The following is an 18,650-nucleotide window of genomic DNA, read 5'->3' as shown; positions in this document are numbered from 1 at the left end:
CCCAACAAGGAACCTGCTTACAAGAAAGAAATGCTTTTCTCAAGATATTATAATCCTACAACTTGGATAAGATCCATAAGATTAGAAATGTTATATTTCGGCTTAATACCCTCAGGTAACATCATGTTGTGACGGTTATAATAACAAAAATCGATGCCTGAATTCAGAGCACCTTGATAGTCATCTTGTAGTGAATCTCCCACAAAGAGAACCTCATTGTTATTCAGTCTGAAGTCATTTAAGGCACAATCGAAAATTTCCTTATGAGGTTTTCTAACACCTACTTCATCAGATATGACTAAGCTCGTGAATACATGATCGATGTTCCCCGCTCTGAGCCGTTTTCTTTGCGCTTCACTTAAGCCATTTGAAATGATTCCTAGCGGATACTTATCCTTAAGTATGGACAATATTTGTTCTGCTCCATCTTCGAAGTAACATGTATTGCAGAAATAGTTCCAATACGTATCTGATAGTTTGTTATGTAGTGACTCATCAAGTTTGAGCGAGTCTCTAAATGAACACCTCAGTACATCCTTCATCGTTGTTATTGCCCCACCATTAACATAATCCATCCAATAACGAAAATTATACCCCGAGAAATCTTTCCAAAATACATCCCATGCCATGACATCGTCAATAAAAAGCTGATGGTCATTACATGTTCTTTTCATAGAATCAACTTCAGATAAACTGTAGTTCAATAGGGTATTATCCAAATCAAATATAATGGCCTTATACATCCTTGTTCACCTACTTTCCTTCGTTCACTTGACGTCCACTATTAATCACTTTTTCTTAAAATGATTAATCGTGTTTGCAACACCAGTTATAGCAAATAACAATCCCACGAATCCAAATCCATATGTTATTTTCCAGTTACTATGATCTGAGATTACCACGGTAACAATAAACGCAATCGCTGCTAAGTAATTTAAGATAGCAATCGTTAAATAATTAATTCCCTTCAACGCTTTTCACCTCTTCATTATTAATATGAACCTCTAACAATCTATTGATTCACTTCGTATTCCATCAGCCAACAATCTCTTAATTCGCCTTCATGCCATTCATGTTGTACAAGGAGCTTCTTCTTGGTAAATCCATTCTTTTCATATACTCTCAGAGCTCTTGTATTCCATGTTTGAGGATCCATTACGATTTTCTTCGCAACTTTATTGGTTATAAGGTAGCTAAGCATGTCTTTAATGACGCGTGAACCGATTCCTTGATTCCAGAATTCAACTTCTCCTATGAATTGGTCCATTCCATATATTTTACCATCAAATTCCTCATACCCATAGATTTCTTTCTCTTCTTCATCAATAAGGTAGAACTGAATATAACCTATCTCTTTCCCCTTATATTTAATGATACACGAAGTGATACCTTCTCTATTCTCGTAAAAATGCTTGTTAATTAAGGCCATATCATGTGGATGATCACGACCTTCATAATATTCCAACACCATAGGGTCTGACAGCCATTTGAGCAACAGGGTAGCATCTTCAGGTCTGAGTTGTCTTATACTTATCTCATTCTCTTCCAATATGATCACGCTAGGTAGCCTCCTGATTACATTTCAATCTATTATATCAAGTAGTCGAATTGACGGGAACACACAAAAAACATCAAGCGTGTTCACACTTAATGTTCAATCGTATTACTTATAGTAAAGACCTGGTAGATTCTCTAACCATTAATTCTGCCGGAAATGTTTTATGTGCATGTGTTATTTTCTTATTGATCAGATCAAACAGAATTTTGATGGTCTCTTGTGCAATTTCTCCCACAGGTTGTTTCATCGTGGTAATTGAAGGATTATAATAAAATGATATATCTAGTCCATCAAAACCAGCAACTGAATAATCTTCTGGTACTCTTTTTCCAGCTTCAAGCAAGGCTTTACACGCACCAATAGCTAGACTATCCGAAATAGCATATAAGGCTGTGAACTCTTCCTTTGACGCTAACAATTCTTTGGTAACGACATAACCATTTTCCATCGTATAACTCTCAATATCTTCTTTCATATGCCATACTAAATCTGCATTATAGTCCACACCATGATCTGCTAAAGCCTTTTTATATCCTTCAAATCTTAATTTCCCGATACTTACATCTTCCAGATTTGCAGTTATTGTAGCAATCTTTGTATGTCCCAGACTACATAAATAATCTACTAATTTATAGCTTTCTTTAAAGTCGTCCACGGATACAGAAGAGTAATCATTAGGCTCAACATCTTCTGCCATTCCAATCGTACTAAGCACAAAGGGTACCGTCAATTGTGTTAGCTTTTCTTTCGAATGAGAGAAATACCCTCCTAGAAACACAATTCCTTTTAAACGCTTTTCTTTCTCAAGTTCTATCGCAACATCAATTTCATCTTGGTTCTCATCTACGCGCTGCAGAAAGAAAGAATACTTTTTCCGTTTGATCTCTTCTTCAAATACCTTGATCATAGTATTGAAAAAAGGATTGGTTATCCCTTTGATCAATACAGCGATTGTTTTTGAAGCAGCACGCTTCAAATTTCTTGCGCTGTTGTTTGGTATATAATGATTTTCTTTAATAACCTTCATAATCATCATCTTTGTCTCTTCATTTATATCAGGATGGTTATTTATCGCTCTTGATACCGTCGTTACGCCAACTCCGCACATTTTGGCAATGTCAATAATTGTGATTCTTTCCATATCAAGTTCTTCCCTTACACCGTAGTTTCACCCATAAAATCTAGGTTCTTATCATCATACTATACTAGCATTTGGTTTGGTTTATTGTATATACATGCACATGTATACAAAACAAGAGTAGATTGTTCTCGGGGTGTCAAAGTCACCATGAAAGCAACGCTACTCTTTGAAAAGATTTGTTAGTTCGAATTACCCCTTAACAGCTCCTGCAACAACACCCTCAATAATATACTTTTGACATGACAAGTAGAATATGACGATTGGCACGATAGCTAATACTAACATCGCCATCATGGCTCCCATATCTATGGACCCATATCCACCCTTCAGATACTGGATTGCAATAGGAATGGTTTTGAACTCGGTACCGATGATTAAATCAGGTAATAAGTAATCATTCCATACCCACATGACATTAAGAATAGCTACTGTGATAGCAGTTGGTTTGAGGATCGGTAATACGATGGAAAAGAACGCTTGAACTGGGTTACACCCGTCCATCATAACCGCCTCTTCGATCTCAATAGGTATGGATTTGACAAATCCACTAAACAGGAAGACTGATAAACCAGATCCAAATCCTAGGTAAATAAATATCAGCCCAATTGGATTATCAAGATGGATGATGTTAGCGACCTTAGACATGGTGAACATCACCATTTGGAAAGGTACGATCATTGAGAAGACAAACACATAATATAACATATTCGTAAACTTAGTCTTTACTCGTGTAATATACCATGCTGTCATAGAAGTAAATAAGACAATAACAGCAACAGAAAATACCGTAATAAACAATGACATTCCAAATGCACTCATGAAATCAGTCTTCGCAATACCACCTATATAATTCTCTAAGCCACTAAACGTAGTGCTGTTAGGGAATAAGAATGGCGTGTCACTAATGTAAAACTTTCCTTTGAAAGAGTTCATCAGAACGATGAAAATAGGTCCTAGAAAAGCAATAGATAATAAGATTAACACGATGTAACTAATGCTATCTTTAATTCTCGATGATTTCGTTTCCATTAATTCTCAATCTCCTTTCTTCTAGTAATAACAAGTTGAACTAATGCGATCAATGCGACTAGAACAAAGAATACGACTGCCTTGGCCTGACCTACACCTTCCCAACCCGTTTTACTATAAAAGGAGTTGTAAATATCTAGTGCTAACATGGTTGTCTGCTTAGATGGTGCACCCGCTGTTAACGCTAAGTTTTGGTCAAAAAGTTTGAATGAGTTAGACAATGTAAGGAATAAACATATTGTAATTGCCGGCATCACTAATGGGATGGTCACGTTGCGCAATATTTGAAAACGAGGAGCTCCATCAATTTTAGCTGCCTCAATGATGTCCTTAGGAATATTCTGTATCCCAGCAATATAAACAATCATCATGTAACCAATGAGTTGCCAATTCATAAGTATAATTAATCCCCAGAAGCCGTACTTAGCATCAAACGTCAACGTGACGTCGAAGTAATACAAAATACCATTAAGAATCAGTTGCCATATATATCCTAATACAATACCACCAATTAAGTTAGGCATAAAAAATATCGTTCTAAATATGTTAGTACCTTTCTTTCCTCGGGTTAACATTGTTGCAAGTAGGAAAGCAAATACATTTATTGTAATGACGGATAGCACAGTGAACTTAACGGTGAACCACAGTGCATTGATAAACTCTTGGTTAGAAAATGCTTTGATATAGTTACTAAGGCCTACCCATTTCGCATCGGTAACGGTCGTAAACTCTGTGAAAGACAACACAATCCCTAGAATAAATGGTATTAAAAATGCTACTGAAAAAGCCAGTAAAGTTGGTAATGCAAATAGTGCAAAATACTTTTTAATCGATTTTTCCATTATTGTATTCTCCTAACTGAGTATTAAAACGATAACTCAGACAAATTTAACACTCAACGATGATATTATGCCACTGCGTACCATATTGGTATGCAATGGCATAAATATTATTCAAAAGTACTTACATCTTATTTTGTTTTTTCAGACTTCCAAGTATCTTTAACGATCGTTGAGACTTCTTCCCAAGTCTTTTTACCTTGAGCATATTCTAACAATGCATCACCGAAGTAATTCTTGAATTCTTCACTTGGGAAAGCTGCAAAGGTCCACGGTATGGACTGAATGTCCTTCTTCTCCATCCAAGCTAATACTTCTTTAGCTAGTGGATCAGCTGGTTTTTCGTTCTCTTTAAATGTATTGAAAGGAGAGATGAATCCTAGATCATTCGTTACATAACTCTTACCTTTTTCACTGGAGAATAACCATTCCAAGAAAGCTATTGATGCCTTTTGCTTCTCGTCAGATACCTTACTGTTGATTGCAAAGTAATTCTCTGTTCCGATAGCTAAACCTTGTTTCTCTTCACCCTTTATACCTGTGTAGATAGGCATAAACTTAATGTCTTCAGCTTTTACTACGTTTCCAGCAACATCATTAATTTGTCCCCAACCCCAGTTACCATTCTGAACCATTGCTGTTTGACCAAGTGCGAATTCAGCCATGGAATCGGTTACTGTTTTACTACCCAAAAGTGCACCCTTTGTAGCAGAATTATTGAGATACAAATCAAAGATATTTTTGAAATTATCTCCGTATTTGAAGGAAATTTCTTTAGAATCCAAACCTGCTAATAGCGTGTTATCAAATTTCGTATTATCTTTAAATTCATAGTACAAAGGAATGTTTGCTAAGTGTGTTTGCCATCTCCATTGCTCACCAGCAGCTAATGAAGTGGAAGAGAATACACCTTTAATCGCTAATTGGTCTTTCTTAGCCGTCATATCTTCAACGACTGCTTTTAGCGTAGCGAAATTGTTGATTTCTGCAGTTGAAGAAATAGTAACTGCTTTGTCTGCCAAAGCGAAATATTTCTTCATAATTGCTTCGTTGTAAATGATACCGTATCCTTCTACGACATAAGGAATACCATAGACGCCTTCACCACTTGTTACAGCTAAACTTTTATCTGTTAAATAGCTATACAATTTAGTGTCTTTCAAGTCTGCAGCATAATTCTTCCAAGATTCATATCCTACAGGACCATTCATTTGGAAAATGGTAGGTGCGTCAGATTTAGCAATTTCTGATTTCAATTTTGTTTCATAAGTACCTGCAGCAGCAGTTACAACTTTAACTTTAACGCCTGTTTCTGCTTCATATTCTTTAGCAATTTTTTCATATGTCTCTGCAATTTCAGGTTTAAAGTTCAAGAAATAAATTTCTCCACCTTTACCTGATGCTGTGTTTTCTGATTTGTTGCCACATGCAGTTACTAAGCCAATAACCATTGTAGCTACTAATACGAGCCCTAACATTTTCTTGAACTTATTATTCATTTGTTTCCCCTTCTTTTCTTTAAATTTGTTTCCATATTGAAAACGCTCTCTATTCTTAGAATAAAAAATGATAACGCTTCCTCAATTGTGTTGGTAGCGTTATCGGTAACGTTTCCAATCCCATGCGCTTATAATAGCATAACGTTCTATAAAATCGCAATAGTGTTTTTTATTTGTATTTCTTATTCAGTAGTGTATACAATTAAGTGCTTTTTTACTCTATTTAATGATTATTCTAAGTTATGTTATCATTCATTCAAATTCAATAAATTCTTCTGTATGATTACGAATATATGCATTCATATGCTTAATGGTATTGGGCACCAGTGTGTTATATCTAATATAAAGTTTGTTAATTGATGCAAATAGTTCTTTATCCTTCTCTATATCAGAAGGTGATGCTTGAGACCAGGTTCCATCCGGTTTTTTGTGCTTTTTTTCAATCAGAGTCTCTAATTCTTCATAAATGTTTAATATTGCTTCATCTTTGAAGCAACTCATTCCTTTCTTCAATCCAATCCATGATTTAACTTCACTCATGAAATAAAATGCAAACCAATAAAATTCAAAGATCGACTTCGTATGATTATGATAGGAATAGAACATATACAGTCCTCTTTGACCATTATTTAATTGATGATGATATACATCAGCTTTAATTTCCATACTCTTTCCTTGAATTGTGAGTATCGTTGGCATAATACAAATCCATGCGAGATTATCGTACTTTAATTCTTCCTTCTTCAATTTCGTCAGCATAACATGCCCCTTTCTCGACTAATACGTCATAATATTGTTATTAAATTTCCTGTTCCTGCCCAGAAAAGACATCCAGTAATTCGGTCCCTTTTTGTTCTTGAATGATCTTTATTATCTCATTAATATTCTTTACAATATAACGCTTATTGTGATATAAATCCGTTTGTGTTATTAGTTCATCGAGTCGATATCCGTGATTCCATTTAACCATCATCTTAATTAAATTTCTCATAGATTGCTTATAATTCCATGGTTCAATTCCTGTTCGAGATTTTATAAATCTTTTAAAGATTCTATAATCGCGAATATACACATTTGGATTAAGAATAACTATATAATCGGATTGGCTAAAACTTTCAACCGTCCAATCGTTAGACTGGACCCCCTCCATAATCCAACATTTTGTATTAATGATCTCCATAAATGTATTATTGCGTATATCGACCGGATATTTAAGATTCCCAGCACTTCTATCCCAAATGATATTATCAATTTCGTAATAAGGTATATCATATCGCTTCGAAAGTTCTCTTGATAAGGTTGATTTACCACTACCACATGACCCAATAATCCTGATCTTAATAATAGGTCAACTCCTTTAACCCGTATCTAATGCCGTTCACTTATTAGCCAATCTTTGGCCATTTCCAAATCTGAATAATATTTAAAAGTCATATTGAGATCCGCTTCTGAGGTTGACAAACATCTCTTGATACTCTCTTTACCCTTACTTGTAACACCCACAATAGCTAACTTATTTACGTATTTCCTTGAACGAATAAGACTATCTATCATCACAATTGCAATGTCATTACTTACTTCTGTACCATCTAAATGGTATAGAACACGATATGATCTATTATGTTGACTAATGAGTCTCTCATTATCTAATATCTGTTTTCTGATTAATTCAGAGTTATCATTAAGATTATCTAACCACGATATCCAAATTTGTCCACCTTGATGAGAAAGTAAGCATGATTTCTTCACATCCGAGGAACTTCTTTTTTCCTGTCTAAACAGCCTTTCAACCCACGTCCAGAGCTTCACCTTAATTCCTCCCTTATGATTCACAAATTCTTCTTGCCTCGAAGGTTATACAATCGGCACTTAGATTTACAGGTATACTATTTCGATCTATTTCAAATATCAAAGGTTTAACTATTCTAATCATAATTTCCCATCCCTCATATTGCTGATCTAATATTGCTAACAACCGATCCGTAGATAAATTCACTTCAAACATCGGATCTAATGCTAGATTCGAATCTATGACTACTTCTCTTACATTAGTGTTAATAATAATGCAGTTAATTCCATTGAGTCTGGTCCCTAAAGTCATTTCATGAAGCTTTCTCGTTAATGCTTCCTCGGAACTGACATGTTCTAATGCCGATACCGCTATGATGGCGTCATACTCAGCTTCTTTGATATCAAAAGATTCTATATCAGATAGAATCGTCTCTATACACTGTTGAACACCATATTCCTTACTATAGTTATTCAACTTTTCTATAGCTGATTCTAATAAGTCAACGCAAATAATTCTACCATTTCTATTCTTGAATGCTTCCGCCATGGGGATGCTATTCCTACCTATTCCACAACCCAGATCAAGCACTTTAAGATCTCGTCTATCATTGAAATGTTCCAGGAGGTCCATTACCGTCTTCACTGGTTTGTGTAACCAAGATCCAGGTTCAAATAATGTATAGTGTTCAAAACAATGATCATGATATTTCTTTTCTTCTGTTCGAATATGCGCTACTCTATCCATTCTTTCACCTCATGCTTTTCGGATTCATGGTTTGTGTGAATTTAAATAATCAATTACCATTCCAACTCTTTCTTTGACCGAATTATCCCCTTCAATTCTCAAGATCGGACAAGACAGCCCTGACATCCAATGCTCATGTAAGACTCTACTCCTAACTTCCATGCCTGCTGTATCATAAAGTAATGCCCAATCTAAAAAAGTCTGTGATTGTTCATATTTACGCCCGCCAGGCAACACTTCATCTCCATATCGAAGAAACTCTCTTGCCTTCAATCTATTTACTCTAATATCTTGGGGGACATATAGATAAATAACGACATCAAAAAAAGACTTTAATTCGTCACCCCAACCACATACCGCTCCTGATAGAATCCATTGATTCTTATATGAAAGATCTTCCTTTAAAAGTTCTACTCTTTCTCGTGCTTCTCTCATTTTGTCAAACTTCTCTATCCAAAAATAATCATCGCCATCAAAAAGTGTATGAGGAAGTACTTCAGACAATTCCCGACCTAATGTCGTTGCTCCTGAACCAGAAGCACCAAATATATGTATTCGATTGATCATACTAACCTCCGTTGTTAGATGATAATTAAAGTGTAATATCAAGGTTAACAGCTTCTTATGCTCGTTACACAAAATAATCTACCCTAATCATAAAAAAACATCAAGCGACCTACACCTGATGTTATCAAAGTTCCATTATGCCCTTAATTATTATACACTATTTACCGGCTTACCTGACTTAGAGCAATCCAATGTTAACTTCTGATTGGCAATGTTGTAACGAATAACCGTTTCTTGCTCACCGACCCCACGGATCTTAAGACCTACCGCTTCTGCATTCGTATCTTCAATATTAAAGACCACTTTCACTTCAAGGAGCTGCTCCGTTACATCCACAAAGTGACTGCCATTAACCTTCTGGTCTTTACACACGAGATGTTTTGCTTCACAAAGCAATTTCAATTCTTCAACGGGGTTCATAAGCACTTTACGATCTTCGCTTAAGGTCAACACGCGAGGTAAAGTGAGCGCTTCTGTTAGCTCACACTGTTATTAAAGAGTAATCCTGTGCCATCCCATTCTTGCGTCTTAACATCACTGGCTATGTATTTACCGCTAGTATATTCTTCAATAACATTCAACCAGAATGACTTAGAAATAATGTTGTTTTCATGTTGAAGAACTTCCCATTCACCTTGGAATTGATCGAAAATCATTTTAATAGCTATTTTCCCTATTCCTTTTCTTCGATACTTACGCATAACAAAGAATTCAGAGATCGATTTAGCGTTCTTGTCCTTGGCCAAGTAACAATAACTATTAACTAATATAAAACCGGCAAACTTACCCTCAACTTTAATGAAAAATGGATGCCTAGTATCGTCTGTCCAGTAGTGGTCAAAGTAAGTATAACCATACAATCCATATTCGTTCACATCTTCATGATTGAATTCACTGAAATCATATTCATACAACTCTACCAACTGTCTTAATATCGATTTTTGATCTTCTGATACTCTAATAACCTCTACGGTTTCCTTCATACACTCACCTGTTCTCCCGATGTTTAATAATACCCTGTGGAGGTCTACTCATAAATCGTTCTGAATTTTTTTGGAATCCAAACTGTTCATACAATCCATGAGCATCTAATGTTCCTAATACGCCTGTCATCCATTCGTACTCTTCAGAAGTAGTAATCAATTCGACTAATCTCTTCCCAATACCCTGTCCTTGATATTCTTGCAATACAAACACATCACACAGATAGAACATGGTCGCTCCATCCGTGATGATTCTTGCAAAACCAATTTGGTTGTTATTATGATAAACACCATAACAATGTGAAGATTCGATAGATTGCAATATTCGTTCAGGCGGTCTTCGGTTAGCCCAATAGCTCTGAGCTAAGTACTCTAGTACGAATTGCCTGTTAATTCTGATTTTATCGTCTGAAATGAAGTAGTCTTTGTATAATACTTCCACGAGAATGACCCCCACATTGTATTTCGTAAAGATTAAATAATTTTAGTATTAATTATAAAGTTTCTTACTTTCATCCATTTTCCTGAAACAAATTCATCAATCGTTCCTGTTTTGGGTCTAACACAAAATCGGTGTTGTGTCCCTCTATCAAACCCAACAGCTTCATAAATTAAACTCTCACCTATTTGTTCCTTAAAATACACCTGCTTTAATCCCAATCTGTTCACCATTTCAATCTTGACAGTTTCAATATACTTACGTGAATAAACCTTAGACATATGCGTTCCTCCTAGTAGTTGTAGTCAAATTATAGAGTTAATACATTAGAAGTCAAGGAAAGACTTTAAATCAGGTGTTGATTTATACTTTTTCATAAATTCCCTCTCCCATTATAATATTCATCTTCTAGTATTGAGAATAAATAAGAATCATGAAATTTCCCTTTGTGCCACATATGTCCTCGTAGATGGCCTTCTTGTTTCATTCCGATTCTCTTCAAGACACTCGCTGATGGTATATTTCCAGGACGGCATGTCGCATAAATTCTATGTACATTGAAGGTTTCAAAACCAAGCATTAACATGGCTTTTGCTGCTTCTGTAGCATAACCATTCCCCCAAAAATCAGGGTTAAAACAGTACCCTAATTCAGCATTATGTTCATTAATATGAATTCCACATCCACCCATTAATTCATTCGTCTTTTTCAAAATGACTCCAAATTCAAAATCAGTTCGGTCGATCACCTGTTGTTTTGCGATTTCTTCTTTAATATATGTTTTTGTCTCATCTTCACTATTCGGTCCCCAAATCGTATGTTCAGTTACTTCATGGTTCGATGCATACTTATGTACACCTATCCAGTCTTCCATTTGAAAATCACGAATGATTAATCTTTCCGTTTCTACTTGCATATCTTATCCCTCCCGTTTTAGTGTCGGAATTTATTCACTTCCTTTAATCCGTCTCGCGGTTAACCTCTATGTTGACCAATGAAGGGAAGTATTTAAGCATATCAAACATCGTATCCCCAAATATTGAATATCCCATAAATACTCTCCCCATCCTTTATATCAAATGACAGAAAAATATTGTAACGCGTGGGAGATCCCATCTTCGCTTGCCTTTTTGGTAATAAAGTCTGCTTTATCTTGTAGCTCTTGCTCAGCGTTGCCCATAGCAATTCCCAATCCTACATACTCTAACATGTCGATATCGTTACCGCCGTCACCGAAAGCGATGGCTTCTGATCTACAAATGTTGTAATAGTCTAAAACTTGAATAATTGCAGATGATTTGGAAGCTTCCGTGTCTTCATAAACGTTCATCACATAGTTGTGCCAACGCTTGAATTTAAGCTTTGGAAATTGATCTACGAATTTCTGTGCTTCAACCTCATCAGCATACAAACACATACCGTATATTTCTTCTGACAATGAACCTATTCTTTCTGGATAATCGGTAAGGGTCAAGGTTTCTTTTAATGCGCTCATAATCCGCTGATTTTCGGAGCCCTTACCGTTCATAGCGTACTTCTCGGTGAAATATGACAGTGCGTGATCATTTAATTCGGCGAAATCTGAGACCATACGAACCGTTTCCGTTCTCAGAACGGATTTATAAATCGTTGTATCATTACATTTTACAAGTGCGCCGTTTGCACAAATAATAGTATCAATGCCCATCTTCTTGAACTCTTCGCACAAATTGTAGGGCCTTCCTGTCGCAACTACCACTTTGATTCCTCGATCAATCAGTCTTTCAATTGCTTCTATCGTGCTTTGTGGCATCCTTCTATCTATTTCACTTAATAAAGTTCCGTCTGCATCAAAAAATACAATCTTGTACATCTCTAGTGAACAGCCACCTTTGCAATTCGTTTATATTCCCCCTGTTAGATGAGGTCCAGATTAAACTGATAGCTTAACTTCGAAGTCCATCTCTTAAAATTGTTATACCTTCTAATACAGATTCCATATTCTCTTCGTTATTCATATGATTTCTGGCGTGTAATAATACGGGCCTTAGTGATTCAACTGAATTACCAAATTCCTTCATCCATTCATATCTAGGAACCATCCATAGATGAAAGTGATGTGTTGTATCTTCATTATAGAAATAATAAACGTGATCAATCCCGAGGAGATTTCTTTGTTCATGTCTGATTTTATGTATTAATGAGATATATTCCATTTGTTCTTCGACGCTCAATTCATCCATACCGTAAAAATGTCTTTTGGATGCCACAATAACCAATCCTCTTATGGGGTATGCCACATCTTGATGAACATGGAAGTGATCTGACTCGTAAATGACTCCTCCTGTTGGCGTAATCAATCCACTCGTCAACGCACAACTCAGGCATTCTACTTCAACTGTTCTTCCGTCAGCCAATGTTATGTGCTTTGTCATAGTTCACCTCAGTTCGTATTTTCATCAAAGTATTCCTATTATTGTTTCATCTCGACAGTAGCTATAATAGAAACTTTTCCTTAATGATCATTGCAACTACTTCCGGAGTCACTCCTGAATTATTGATTCTAATATAGTTATTCTTACTAATCTCTCCATCATTTGAATTTAACCTGTGGTTCTCCATTGTGCTTATTAAATCATGTTCAGACCACTCAATATTCCTTTTTGTAGGTTTATGCATTAATCTGTGGGGGCTCTTGTTACGATCTATCCTTTCTTCTACATCTGCTTCAAGCTCAACAAAGTAAACAACCCCACCTTTTGATTCAAACAAATCACTAATTTTATTGATATAATCCCAATCCTCTTCCATATCAAATGCCCACACATAAGTAAAAATCAATCCGTATAGATCACTCCGGGATACTTCCTCAAATATTTCTTGTCGAAATAAATGAACTAGTCTTTTGCCTTCTTTAGTCCCATAGCTGAAAAAAGGAGAAACCAAATCAATCGTCATATGATTATGGAAGAGTTTCAATTCCGTTATTTTTTCCAACTCTTGTCCAACTGTCATTTTACCAACGGCCTGTGGTCCGAATATTATAATTAGTTTCATAAATCCTCCTTGTTGAATCTTGGGTTTAGGTTAGATGAGGGTTCTTCCCTTCCCTGTCCACCCAACGATTTGATAGTTAACATCAAGGAACTTTTTAATATCGTTATTGATATCCTTCAATAATTCTTGAGATGGGAAATGACCCATTTCATAGGTAATTGTTGTTACTAAGTTCGGTATGATTGTATCTGCAACCCGCATCACATTTACAGCTGGGAAGAAAATATCCTTTTTACTTACCAAAAGCATTGTTGGAGAGGAATAATTCACAAGCTCTATCTTTTCGGTTAATTTAGGCATATCTTGTTCTAATTTAACATGTGTTAAAATTTCTCCAATAATGCTTTCATCTATCGATTTCATGCTTTTATACGACATCACATCTGCAATCTTATGCAATTGCACTTGTGATGAACTCATTTTAAACAGTAACATCGGGATCAATATTTTATGTATCATTGACACCTTTGAGCCTAACTGCAATCCAGAAGGTGCCACTAAAACAGCCATGCAATTTTCTCTGGCATAAAAGTTGCCAATCTCAGGATGATACCCCCGCCATAAGATGGGCCAATAAAAGCACTTTTCTCAACTTCAAAATGTTCCATTATATCAGAAATCCATAAAGCAAAACTTTCATCTTTGGCAGATATTCTTGTTTCTGCACTGAAACCAGGATGCCCGATTGTATCTGGTGCATAAATCCGATACTCTCCAAACAAGGTAGAGAACCAGGATAGCGTCATCGGATTGATACAATTGCCTCCCTGAAGAATAAATAGTGGTTTTCCATCAACAGGTCCTGTCACTAAAGTATGTGTATTACCAAAGCGGGTGTTGACGTATACTCTTTGAAAATCAACATCGAACATTCTTAAGTATGATTCATAATAATTATGTATCTTTCTCTTACCTTCTTCACTTTTATAAATGGTATGTTCACTCATATAAACACCTCAAATCAATTTAGTCTCTGCACTCAAGTTCGGGCATACTTCCAAGCTGCATAAAATTCAGATACCGATGTAAATCTATGGTTTCTGTTAGGATCTATAGCTTTTACTGCTATATTATACAATGCAATGCCCGCTTCCCATTTCGTGAAAGATCTATCCAGTTCTCCACCAATCAGAGCAAAAGCTACAGCCCCCATATTGAAGACATTCGTTGTATGATCAATGACTGCACCATATTCAAACTCTTCTGGAGACATGAACCGTGAAGATCCCCAGTGTCTTCCCATATTATTAGTAAATGGTCTATTTTGATATAAATCAATATCACATATCTTCGTCATATCAGAATCAAAATCATACAATATACTTCCGTCATAAAAATCAACTGCAACATAACCCATCTTCTCTACATTTACATGAAACGAAAAAATACGATCTAATGATGATAATCGAACGTCAATGGGCAGTTGTCGATATCTATAAAACGGAGAATTGGGATTGTCATACTTAGCAGGTGGAGGAAATGACCAATGTGGATGTAGGCATTCACCTTCGACCCATTCGAAAATAGCAGCATAACCTTCTTGTGCCTCAAAATGATCAACTAACGTAATCAGATGTTCATGCTTTAAATCTTCATAAATTGGCATAGCTCGCTTCAGATTCTCAATAGCATCTTGAGGATCCCCATGATATTCAAGCGTTTGAGCACCTGCATATTTAACAAATCTCTTAATTCCGTGCTTAATAATACCGAATGATATATTTCCTGAGTCTTGTTGGTCAAAGACTGTAAACACGGTCCCCAATTCTTCTAGCCAATCAAATCGATGTTCTTGTTGTAATTGAAAAGATATATTGTCTAATTCAATCGTTACTGGACTCATTCCACACCTCCCTGTTGAGATTTCTGACTATCCACATGCTCTTTGTCCATCTTTGCCATTTCAATAACCATTCCTATGAAATCTGACTTACCTTCGGTATAGGCTACCCGATCATGCTTATGTTGTTGTTCAAGTTTCTTCTTAAGAAGGTAGTACTCCTCCATCATGCTTGAATCATTTTTCAAATAGTCTCTAAATAAAATATTATTTATCCAATTTTCACTCTCATATTCGTAAATGTGAAGGTGATGAGTTCCAGCTCTCCATTCTCCTCTGCGAAAAAATCTACGTTCTGGAAAATTTGGTTTGAATACATACTCGTATCCAATTCCCTTTAGACCCGTGATATACACTTCGGAAACCTGTTGTAAATCTGAAACCCCCACCATCATATCGATTATTGGTTTCGATCCTAATTTAGGAATAGATGTACTTCCGATATGTTCGATTCTTAATAAAACATCACTTAACACATGACTAATTTTTACTTTCTCTTGCTCATATTCTTCAATCCATTCTGGATCGTATTCTGAAACCACGACAATCTCCAAGTCAATCCCTCCAAGTTCTCTAATATGTAAGAACATGTGCAGTCTAATTTAATTCCATAATTATACACTCGGGAAACGTGAGGCGAAAGCCCGATCCTTCTAGATTCATGATCCTCCACCTAGATGTTGACTCTCGCAAGTCATATTTCAACCTTTAGGTGGACTCTCCTTGAACGAATTCTTTATATACTTTAGTCAATAAGAAGCGAAGAGGGGTAATTAAAAATGATAAACTATTTAATGATTATGATCATTTCTGTATTCATGTTGGCTCGTGAAAGAGTGATTCGTCCCAAGACAATGTGGATTACACCGGCACTATTAGTATTTGCAATCGGCATGGGCATCGCAAGCACATTTACAGTGACAATACTAAATATTACAATATTACTGATCTGTACTATTGCTGGCTTTATCCTTGGCATATGGAGAGGAAAGATTGAACAGGTGCGCATTCATCCTACTCATGGCAAGGTTACATCAAAGACACCTTTATTCGGAATCATCCTATTTCTAGTTCTTATTCTGCTTCGTGCTGTAATTGGTCATTGGGGAGAAACCCACAATCTGGTATCATTGGGTAATGACATGTTAATGATTCCTCTCGTTAGTGTCTGCTTACGTCGCTACTATGTTTATTTGAAATTCAAACAATTTAGGGTAGCGAGCCTATAAGCTCTAAATATAATATAGTACCTATTTCTTAGGTGGGAAGTGTGAAATGTGAAATCAGAACATTGGCTATTTAAATTTCAACAAACGATCCGAAAGCAAACATGGATCATTGTAATCAGCTTGATTCTGTTCTATATCTTTGTGAAAACCATTCCTACACATACACCACTACATCTCATAATGTGGGTCATCCTTTTAGTAGGTTACCAATCTCTATTGTGGGTACCTAGACACTTGTGGACGGATTCTGGACGTGTTGTAACCATTGTAGTCATTTGGAGTGTGACGGTATTATCATGGATTGTACTTGATATGCGTTCAACAGCAGTAGCTATGACGTATTCTCTTGTCGGTCTAATAGCGTTTAAGCTCCCACGGTTAGCTTCTATTATTGTTGTATCGTTTGTGATTCTCTCGCATGTGGTGATTGAATCGTAGCCCAACAAAATTCATTAGATTCACTACTTCTTGTTGTTGGTAATTTAGTTGGGATTTACCTTGTTATGTGGGGATATCGGTTCAAGAGTGAAGCCAATCAACTCAGTAAGATACATTATCAAGAGTTAAGTCTCGTTCATTCACAATTAGAAGAAGCACATGCACAACTTCAACAAACCCATAATAAACTCGAGGAAGCTACTGTTGATTCCTTGCGGTACGCTGTCTTAGAGGAACGAACCCGAATTTCAAGGGATATTCACGACAGTATTGGACATGGTCTTACATCGGTGATTGTTCAGCTTCAAGCGCTACCTTATGTCATTAAGGCAAATTCTGCAGAAGCCGATGCCACCGTTAACAACGTTCTAGAGATTGCACGGCAATGTCTCAAAGAAGTTAGAACCGTGGTACATGAAATGGCCATTGATGATGCAGATTTAGGAATCGTAACTCTGAAAAGTTTAGTGAAACAAGTACAAGCTCAAAGCGGTCTTCAAATTTCACTGACAACTTCTCATTCCCTATCTCGTTGGAAGTATGATATTTCTGAAACACTTTATCGCATTCTTCAAGAGGCACTAACGAACGTTATTCGCCATGCAGAAGCCTCCCAAGTTGATATTTCTCTTCAAGAGACGAAAGACACTATATCCATGATCATTCAGGATAATGGATATCTCACTGCAGCGAATTCGATTATTCAGGGTTTTGGGATGGCAGGAATGAAGGCACGTTGTGACAGGATTCATGGTTCCTTTATTGTAGAATCGTCAATTCCTCAGGGTATGAAAATTACAGTTACATTACCGTTAAACAATACATCTTTGGAGGATGGAACGACATGACAGATAATCATATTCGAGTAGCACTAGTCGATGATCAGCAGTTAATCCGACACGGATTCAGCTACATTATTAAAGCTCAGGATGACATGACTTTAGTTGGAGAAGCAAGTAATGGACTTGAAGCGATCAAGATGGCAAATGATACCCTTCCCCATGTTATTTTAATGGATGTCCAAATGCCTGAATGTAGTGGTATTGAAGCGACTCGTGAAATCTTAGCCGTCCATCCCGATATAAAGATAGTCATTCTGACTACCTTTGATACGGAGGAATATGTATATGATGGAATCCGATCAGGTGCCGTTGGCTATCTTCTCAAGGACGCTAGACCCGATGAACTTCTAGATGCAGTACGAGCAGCTTACAGAGGGGAAACCATTTATCGGACAGCTATAGCTGCAAAGGCAATCGCTAAGTCTTTTCAGTCGAATACTAAGGTTAGTCAAGAAATAACTGGCGTTCAATTGTTAGAGCCTTTTACTGAACGAGAATTAGATGTTCTTCAACAAATGGCATATGGCATGCGTAACGAACAGATTGCTGGCAAACTACATATTAGTGAAAGTACCGTAAAGACCCACGTTCATCGTATTTTGCACAAATTGAGTGTTGAAGATCGCACCCAAGCGGTTGTCTATGCGATTAGAAACGAAGTTGTTCAGTAATTG

General features: G+C 36.4%; 28 protein-coding genes. 4 read left to right on the top strand and 24 right to left on the bottom strand.

Features of this window, described 5'->3' with window-relative positions:
• Positions 1 to 47 precede the first annotated feature (47 nt).
• The 24 genes from BW961_RS03480 to BW961_RS03370 all read right to left on the bottom strand — a co-directional run bounded on the left by BW961_RS03480 (position 48) and on the right by BW961_RS03370 (position 16,021).
• Positions 48 to 743 carry an HAD family hydrolase gene (locus BW961_RS03480; RefSeq protein ID WP_068580721.1) on the bottom strand — a complete coding sequence of 232 codons (696 nt, stop codon included), beginning with the start codon at positions 741 to 743 and terminating at the stop codon, positions 48 to 50.
• 45 nt (positions 744 to 788) lie between these two features.
• Positions 789 to 971 carry a hypothetical protein gene (locus BW961_RS03475; protein WP_068580719.1) on the bottom strand — a complete coding sequence of 61 codons (183 nt, stop codon included), beginning with the start codon at positions 969 to 971 and terminating at the stop codon, positions 789 to 791.
• A 41-nt stretch (positions 972 to 1,012) separates the two neighbouring features.
• The gene (locus BW961_RS03470) at positions 1,013 to 1,558 is read right to left on the bottom strand and encodes a GNAT family N-acetyltransferase (protein WP_076576672.1); all 546 of its coding nucleotides are present in this window, start codon (positions 1,556 to 1,558) and stop codon (positions 1,013 to 1,015) included.
• Between the two features lie 109 nt (positions 1,559 to 1,667).
• Complete coding sequence (locus tag BW961_RS03465; RefSeq protein ID WP_068580717.1) at positions 1,668 to 2,699, bottom strand: LacI family DNA-binding transcriptional regulator; 1,032 nt, start codon at positions 2,697 to 2,699, stop codon at positions 1,668 to 1,670.
• 189 nt (positions 2,700 to 2,888) lie between these two features.
• Positions 2,889 to 3,728: a carbohydrate ABC transporter permease gene (locus BW961_RS03460; RefSeq protein WP_068580715.1), complete on the bottom strand. Its 840-nt coding sequence runs from the start codon at positions 3,726 to 3,728 to the stop codon at positions 2,889 to 2,891.
• Entirely contained in the window at positions 3,728 to 4,570 is an 843-nt protein-coding gene (locus BW961_RS03455; RefSeq protein WP_068580713.1) for a carbohydrate ABC transporter permease, read from the bottom strand. The genes BW961_RS03460 and BW961_RS03455 overlap by 1 nt, the downstream gene beginning before the upstream one ends.
• A 128-nt stretch (positions 4,571 to 4,698) precedes the next feature.
• Positions 4,699 to 6,066 (bottom strand): ABC transporter substrate-binding protein, encoded by a 1,368-nt coding sequence (locus BW961_RS03450; RefSeq protein ID WP_068580711.1) that lies wholly within the window; start codon positions 6,064 to 6,066, stop codon positions 4,699 to 4,701.
• Between the two features lie 252 nt (positions 6,067 to 6,318).
• Positions 6,319 to 6,825 (bottom strand): hypothetical protein, encoded by a 507-nt coding sequence (locus BW961_RS03445; protein ID WP_068580709.1) that lies wholly within the window; start codon positions 6,823 to 6,825, stop codon positions 6,319 to 6,321.
• 40 nt (positions 6,826 to 6,865) lie between these two features.
• The gene (locus BW961_RS31070) at positions 6,866 to 7,039 is read right to left on the bottom strand and encodes a hypothetical protein (protein WP_244555860.1); all 174 of its coding nucleotides are present in this window, start codon (positions 7,037 to 7,039) and stop codon (positions 6,866 to 6,868) included.
• Between the two features lie 395 nt (positions 7,040 to 7,434).
• Positions 7,435 to 7,875, bottom strand: a complete 441-nt coding sequence (locus tag BW961_RS03435; RefSeq protein WP_068580705.1) for a hypothetical protein — start codon at positions 7,873 to 7,875, stop codon at positions 7,435 to 7,437.
• 13 nt (positions 7,876 to 7,888) lie between these two features.
• Positions 7,889 to 8,602, bottom strand: coding sequence for a class I SAM-dependent methyltransferase (locus BW961_RS03430; protein ID WP_068580704.1), 714 nt, complete (start codon positions 8,600 to 8,602; stop codon positions 7,889 to 7,891).
• Positions 8,603 to 8,626: 24 nt separating this feature from the next.
• Positions 8,627 to 9,169, bottom strand: coding sequence for an AAA family ATPase (locus BW961_RS03425; RefSeq protein ID WP_068580703.1), 543 nt, complete (start codon positions 9,167 to 9,169; stop codon positions 8,627 to 8,629).
• 150 nt (positions 9,170 to 9,319) lie between these two features.
• Positions 9,320 to 9,589: a GH32 C-terminal domain-containing protein gene (locus tag BW961_RS03420; protein ID WP_156510098.1), complete on the bottom strand. Its 270-nt coding sequence runs from the start codon at positions 9,587 to 9,589 to the stop codon at positions 9,320 to 9,322.
• 56 nt (positions 9,590 to 9,645) lie between these two features.
• Positions 9,646 to 10,152, bottom strand: a complete 507-nt coding sequence (locus BW961_RS03415; protein ID WP_068580699.1) for a GNAT family N-acetyltransferase — start codon at positions 10,150 to 10,152, stop codon at positions 9,646 to 9,648.
• 4 nt (positions 10,153 to 10,156) lie between these two features.
• Entirely contained in the window at positions 10,157 to 10,594 is a 438-nt protein-coding gene (locus BW961_RS03410; protein ID WP_068580696.1) for a GNAT family N-acetyltransferase, read from the bottom strand.
• A gap of 32 nt (positions 10,595 to 10,626) precedes the next feature.
• Positions 10,627 to 10,872 carry a hypothetical protein gene (locus BW961_RS03405; RefSeq protein ID WP_068580694.1) on the bottom strand — a complete coding sequence of 82 codons (246 nt, stop codon included), beginning with the start codon at positions 10,870 to 10,872 and terminating at the stop codon, positions 10,627 to 10,629.
• A 92-nt stretch (positions 10,873 to 10,964) separates the two neighbouring features.
• Positions 10,965 to 11,507: a GNAT family N-acetyltransferase gene (locus BW961_RS03400; RefSeq protein ID WP_068580692.1), complete on the bottom strand. Its 543-nt coding sequence runs from the start codon at positions 11,505 to 11,507 to the stop codon at positions 10,965 to 10,967.
• 159 nt (positions 11,508 to 11,666) lie between these two features.
• Positions 11,667 to 12,443 carry a Cof-type HAD-IIB family hydrolase gene (locus BW961_RS03395; RefSeq protein WP_068580690.1) on the bottom strand — a complete coding sequence of 259 codons (777 nt, stop codon included), beginning with the start codon at positions 12,441 to 12,443 and terminating at the stop codon, positions 11,667 to 11,669.
• 73 nt (positions 12,444 to 12,516) lie between these two features.
• Positions 12,517 to 13,005: an HIT family protein gene (locus BW961_RS03390; RefSeq protein ID WP_068580688.1), complete on the bottom strand. Its 489-nt coding sequence runs from the start codon at positions 13,003 to 13,005 to the stop codon at positions 12,517 to 12,519.
• A gap of 61 nt (positions 13,006 to 13,066) precedes the next feature.
• Complete coding sequence (locus BW961_RS03385) at positions 13,067 to 13,627, bottom strand: AAA family ATPase (RefSeq protein WP_068580686.1); 561 nt, start codon at positions 13,625 to 13,627, stop codon at positions 13,067 to 13,069.
• A gap of 30 nt (positions 13,628 to 13,657) precedes the next feature.
• Positions 13,658 to 14,137, bottom strand: a complete 480-nt coding sequence (locus BW961_RS31065) for an alpha/beta fold hydrolase (protein ID WP_244555859.1) — start codon at positions 14,135 to 14,137, stop codon at positions 13,658 to 13,660.
• Positions 14,125 to 14,574, bottom strand: coding sequence for an alpha/beta fold hydrolase (locus tag BW961_RS31060; RefSeq protein WP_244555858.1), 450 nt, complete (start codon positions 14,572 to 14,574; stop codon positions 14,125 to 14,127). The genes BW961_RS31065 and BW961_RS31060 overlap by 13 nt, the downstream gene beginning before the upstream one ends.
• A 32-nt stretch (positions 14,575 to 14,606) precedes the next feature.
• Positions 14,607 to 15,470, bottom strand: a complete 864-nt coding sequence (locus BW961_RS03375) for a serine/threonine protein kinase (protein ID WP_068580684.1) — start codon at positions 15,468 to 15,470, stop codon at positions 14,607 to 14,609.
• Positions 15,467 to 16,021 (bottom strand): GrpB family protein, encoded by a 555-nt coding sequence (locus tag BW961_RS03370; RefSeq protein ID WP_068580683.1) that lies wholly within the window; start codon positions 16,019 to 16,021, stop codon positions 15,467 to 15,469. The genes BW961_RS03375 and BW961_RS03370 overlap by 4 nt, the downstream gene beginning before the upstream one ends.
• A 225-nt stretch (positions 16,022 to 16,246) precedes the next feature.
• Between BW961_RS03370 and BW961_RS03365 the strand changes: the two genes are divergently transcribed.
• The 4 genes from BW961_RS03365 (at position 16,247) to BW961_RS03350 (ending at position 18,647) form a co-directional block, all read left to right on the top strand.
• On the top strand, positions 16,247 to 16,696 hold the full coding sequence (locus BW961_RS03365) for a hypothetical protein (protein ID WP_068580681.1): 450 nt from the start codon (positions 16,247 to 16,249) through the stop codon (positions 16,694 to 16,696).
• Positions 16,697 to 16,744: 48 nt separating this feature from the next.
• Complete coding sequence (locus BW961_RS03360) at positions 16,745 to 17,134, top strand: hypothetical protein (RefSeq protein WP_068580679.1); 390 nt, start codon at positions 16,745 to 16,747, stop codon at positions 17,132 to 17,134.
• A gap of 65 nt (positions 17,135 to 17,199) precedes the next feature.
• The gene (locus tag BW961_RS03355) at positions 17,200 to 17,982 is read left to right on the top strand and encodes a sensor histidine kinase (RefSeq protein WP_068580669.1); all 783 of its coding nucleotides are present in this window, start codon (positions 17,200 to 17,202) and stop codon (positions 17,980 to 17,982) included.
• Positions 17,979 to 18,647, top strand: coding sequence for a response regulator (locus BW961_RS03350; protein WP_068580667.1), 669 nt, complete (start codon positions 17,979 to 17,981; stop codon positions 18,645 to 18,647). The genes BW961_RS03355 and BW961_RS03350 overlap by 4 nt, the downstream gene beginning before the upstream one ends.
• Positions 18,648 to 18,650 lie beyond the last annotated feature (3 nt).

Source organism: Paenibacillus macquariensis (genome assembly GCF_900156375.1).
GTDB classification, from domain to species: domain Bacteria; phylum Bacillota; class Bacilli; order Paenibacillales; family Paenibacillaceae; genus Paenibacillus_AQ; species Paenibacillus_AQ macquariensis.
This window is presented reverse-complemented; position numbering and strand designations above follow the sequence as displayed.

What these genes read in the sequence shown, in the direction of transcription:
- BW961_RS03450 (WP_068580711.1), bottom strand. Translation starts at nt 6,066, where the DNA reads ATGAATAATAAGTTCAAGAAAATGTTAGGGCTCGTATTAGTAGCTACA.
- BW961_RS31065 (WP_244555859.1), bottom strand. Translation starts at nt 14,137, where the DNA reads ATGGCTGTTTTAGTGGCACCTTCTGGATTGCAGTTAGGCTCAAAGGTG.
- BW961_RS03425 (WP_068580703.1), bottom strand. Translation starts at nt 9,169, where the DNA reads ATGATCAATCGAATACATATATTTGGTGCTTCTGGTTCAGGAGCAACG.
- BW961_RS03385 (WP_068580686.1), bottom strand. Translation starts at nt 13,627, where the DNA reads ATGAAACTAATTATAATATTCGGACCACAGGCCGTTGGTAAAATGACA.
- BW961_RS31070 (WP_244555860.1), bottom strand. Translation starts at nt 7,039, where the DNA reads ATGATGGTTAAATGGAATCACGGATATCGACTCGATGAACTAATAACA.
- BW961_RS03455 (WP_068580713.1), bottom strand. Translation starts at nt 4,570, where the DNA reads ATGGAAAAATCGATTAAAAAGTATTTTGCACTATTTGCATTACCAACT.
- BW961_RS03415 (WP_068580699.1), bottom strand. Translation starts at nt 10,152, where the DNA reads ATGAAGGAAACCGTAGAGGTTATTAGAGTATCAGAAGATCAAAAATCG.
- BW961_RS03350 (WP_068580667.1), top strand. Translation starts at nt 17,979, where the DNA reads ATGACAGATAATCATATTCGAGTAGCACTAGTCGATGATCAGCAGTTA.
- BW961_RS03405 (WP_068580694.1), bottom strand. Translation starts at nt 10,872, where the DNA reads ATGTCTAAGGTTTATTCACGTAAGTATATTGAAACTGTCAAGATTGAA.
- BW961_RS31060 (WP_244555858.1), bottom strand. Translation starts at nt 14,574, where the DNA reads ATGAGTGAACATACCATTTATAAAAGTGAAGAAGGTAAGAGAAAGATA.
- BW961_RS03400 (WP_068580692.1), bottom strand. Translation starts at nt 11,507, where the DNA reads ATGCAAGTAGAAACGGAAAGATTAATCATTCGTGATTTTCAAATGGAA.
- BW961_RS03375 (WP_068580684.1), bottom strand. Translation starts at nt 15,470, where the DNA reads ATGAGTCCAGTAACGATTGAATTAGACAATATATCTTTTCAATTACAA.
- BW961_RS03460 (WP_068580715.1), bottom strand. Translation starts at nt 3,728, where the DNA reads ATGGAAACGAAATCATCGAGAATTAAAGATAGCATTAGTTACATCGTG.
- BW961_RS03420 (WP_156510098.1), bottom strand. Translation starts at nt 9,589, where the DNA reads ATGAACCCCGTTGAAGAATTGAAATTGCTTTGTGAAGCAAAACATCTC.
- BW961_RS03480 (WP_068580721.1), bottom strand. Translation starts at nt 743, where the DNA reads ATGTATAAGGCCATTATATTTGATTTGGATAATACCCTATTGAACTAC.
- BW961_RS03390 (WP_068580688.1), bottom strand. Translation starts at nt 13,005, where the DNA reads ATGACAAAGCACATAACATTGGCTGACGGAAGAACAGTTGAAGTAGAA.
- BW961_RS03395 (WP_068580690.1), bottom strand. Translation starts at nt 12,443, where the DNA reads ATGTACAAGATTGTATTTTTTGATGCAGACGGAACTTTATTAAGTGAA.
- BW961_RS03430 (WP_068580704.1), bottom strand. Translation starts at nt 8,602, where the DNA reads ATGGATAGAGTAGCGCATATTCGAACAGAAGAAAAGAAATATCATGAT.
- BW961_RS03465 (WP_068580717.1), bottom strand. Translation starts at nt 2,699, where the DNA reads ATGGAAAGAATCACAATTATTGACATTGCCAAAATGTGCGGAGTTGGC.
- BW961_RS03365 (WP_068580681.1), top strand. Translation starts at nt 16,247, where the DNA reads ATGATAAACTATTTAATGATTATGATCATTTCTGTATTCATGTTGGCT.
- BW961_RS03445 (WP_068580709.1), bottom strand. Translation starts at nt 6,825, where the DNA reads ATGCTGACGAAATTGAAGAAGGAAGAATTAAAGTACGATAATCTCGCA.
- BW961_RS03355 (WP_068580669.1), top strand. Translation starts at nt 17,200, where the DNA reads ATGTGGGGATATCGGTTCAAGAGTGAAGCCAATCAACTCAGTAAGATA.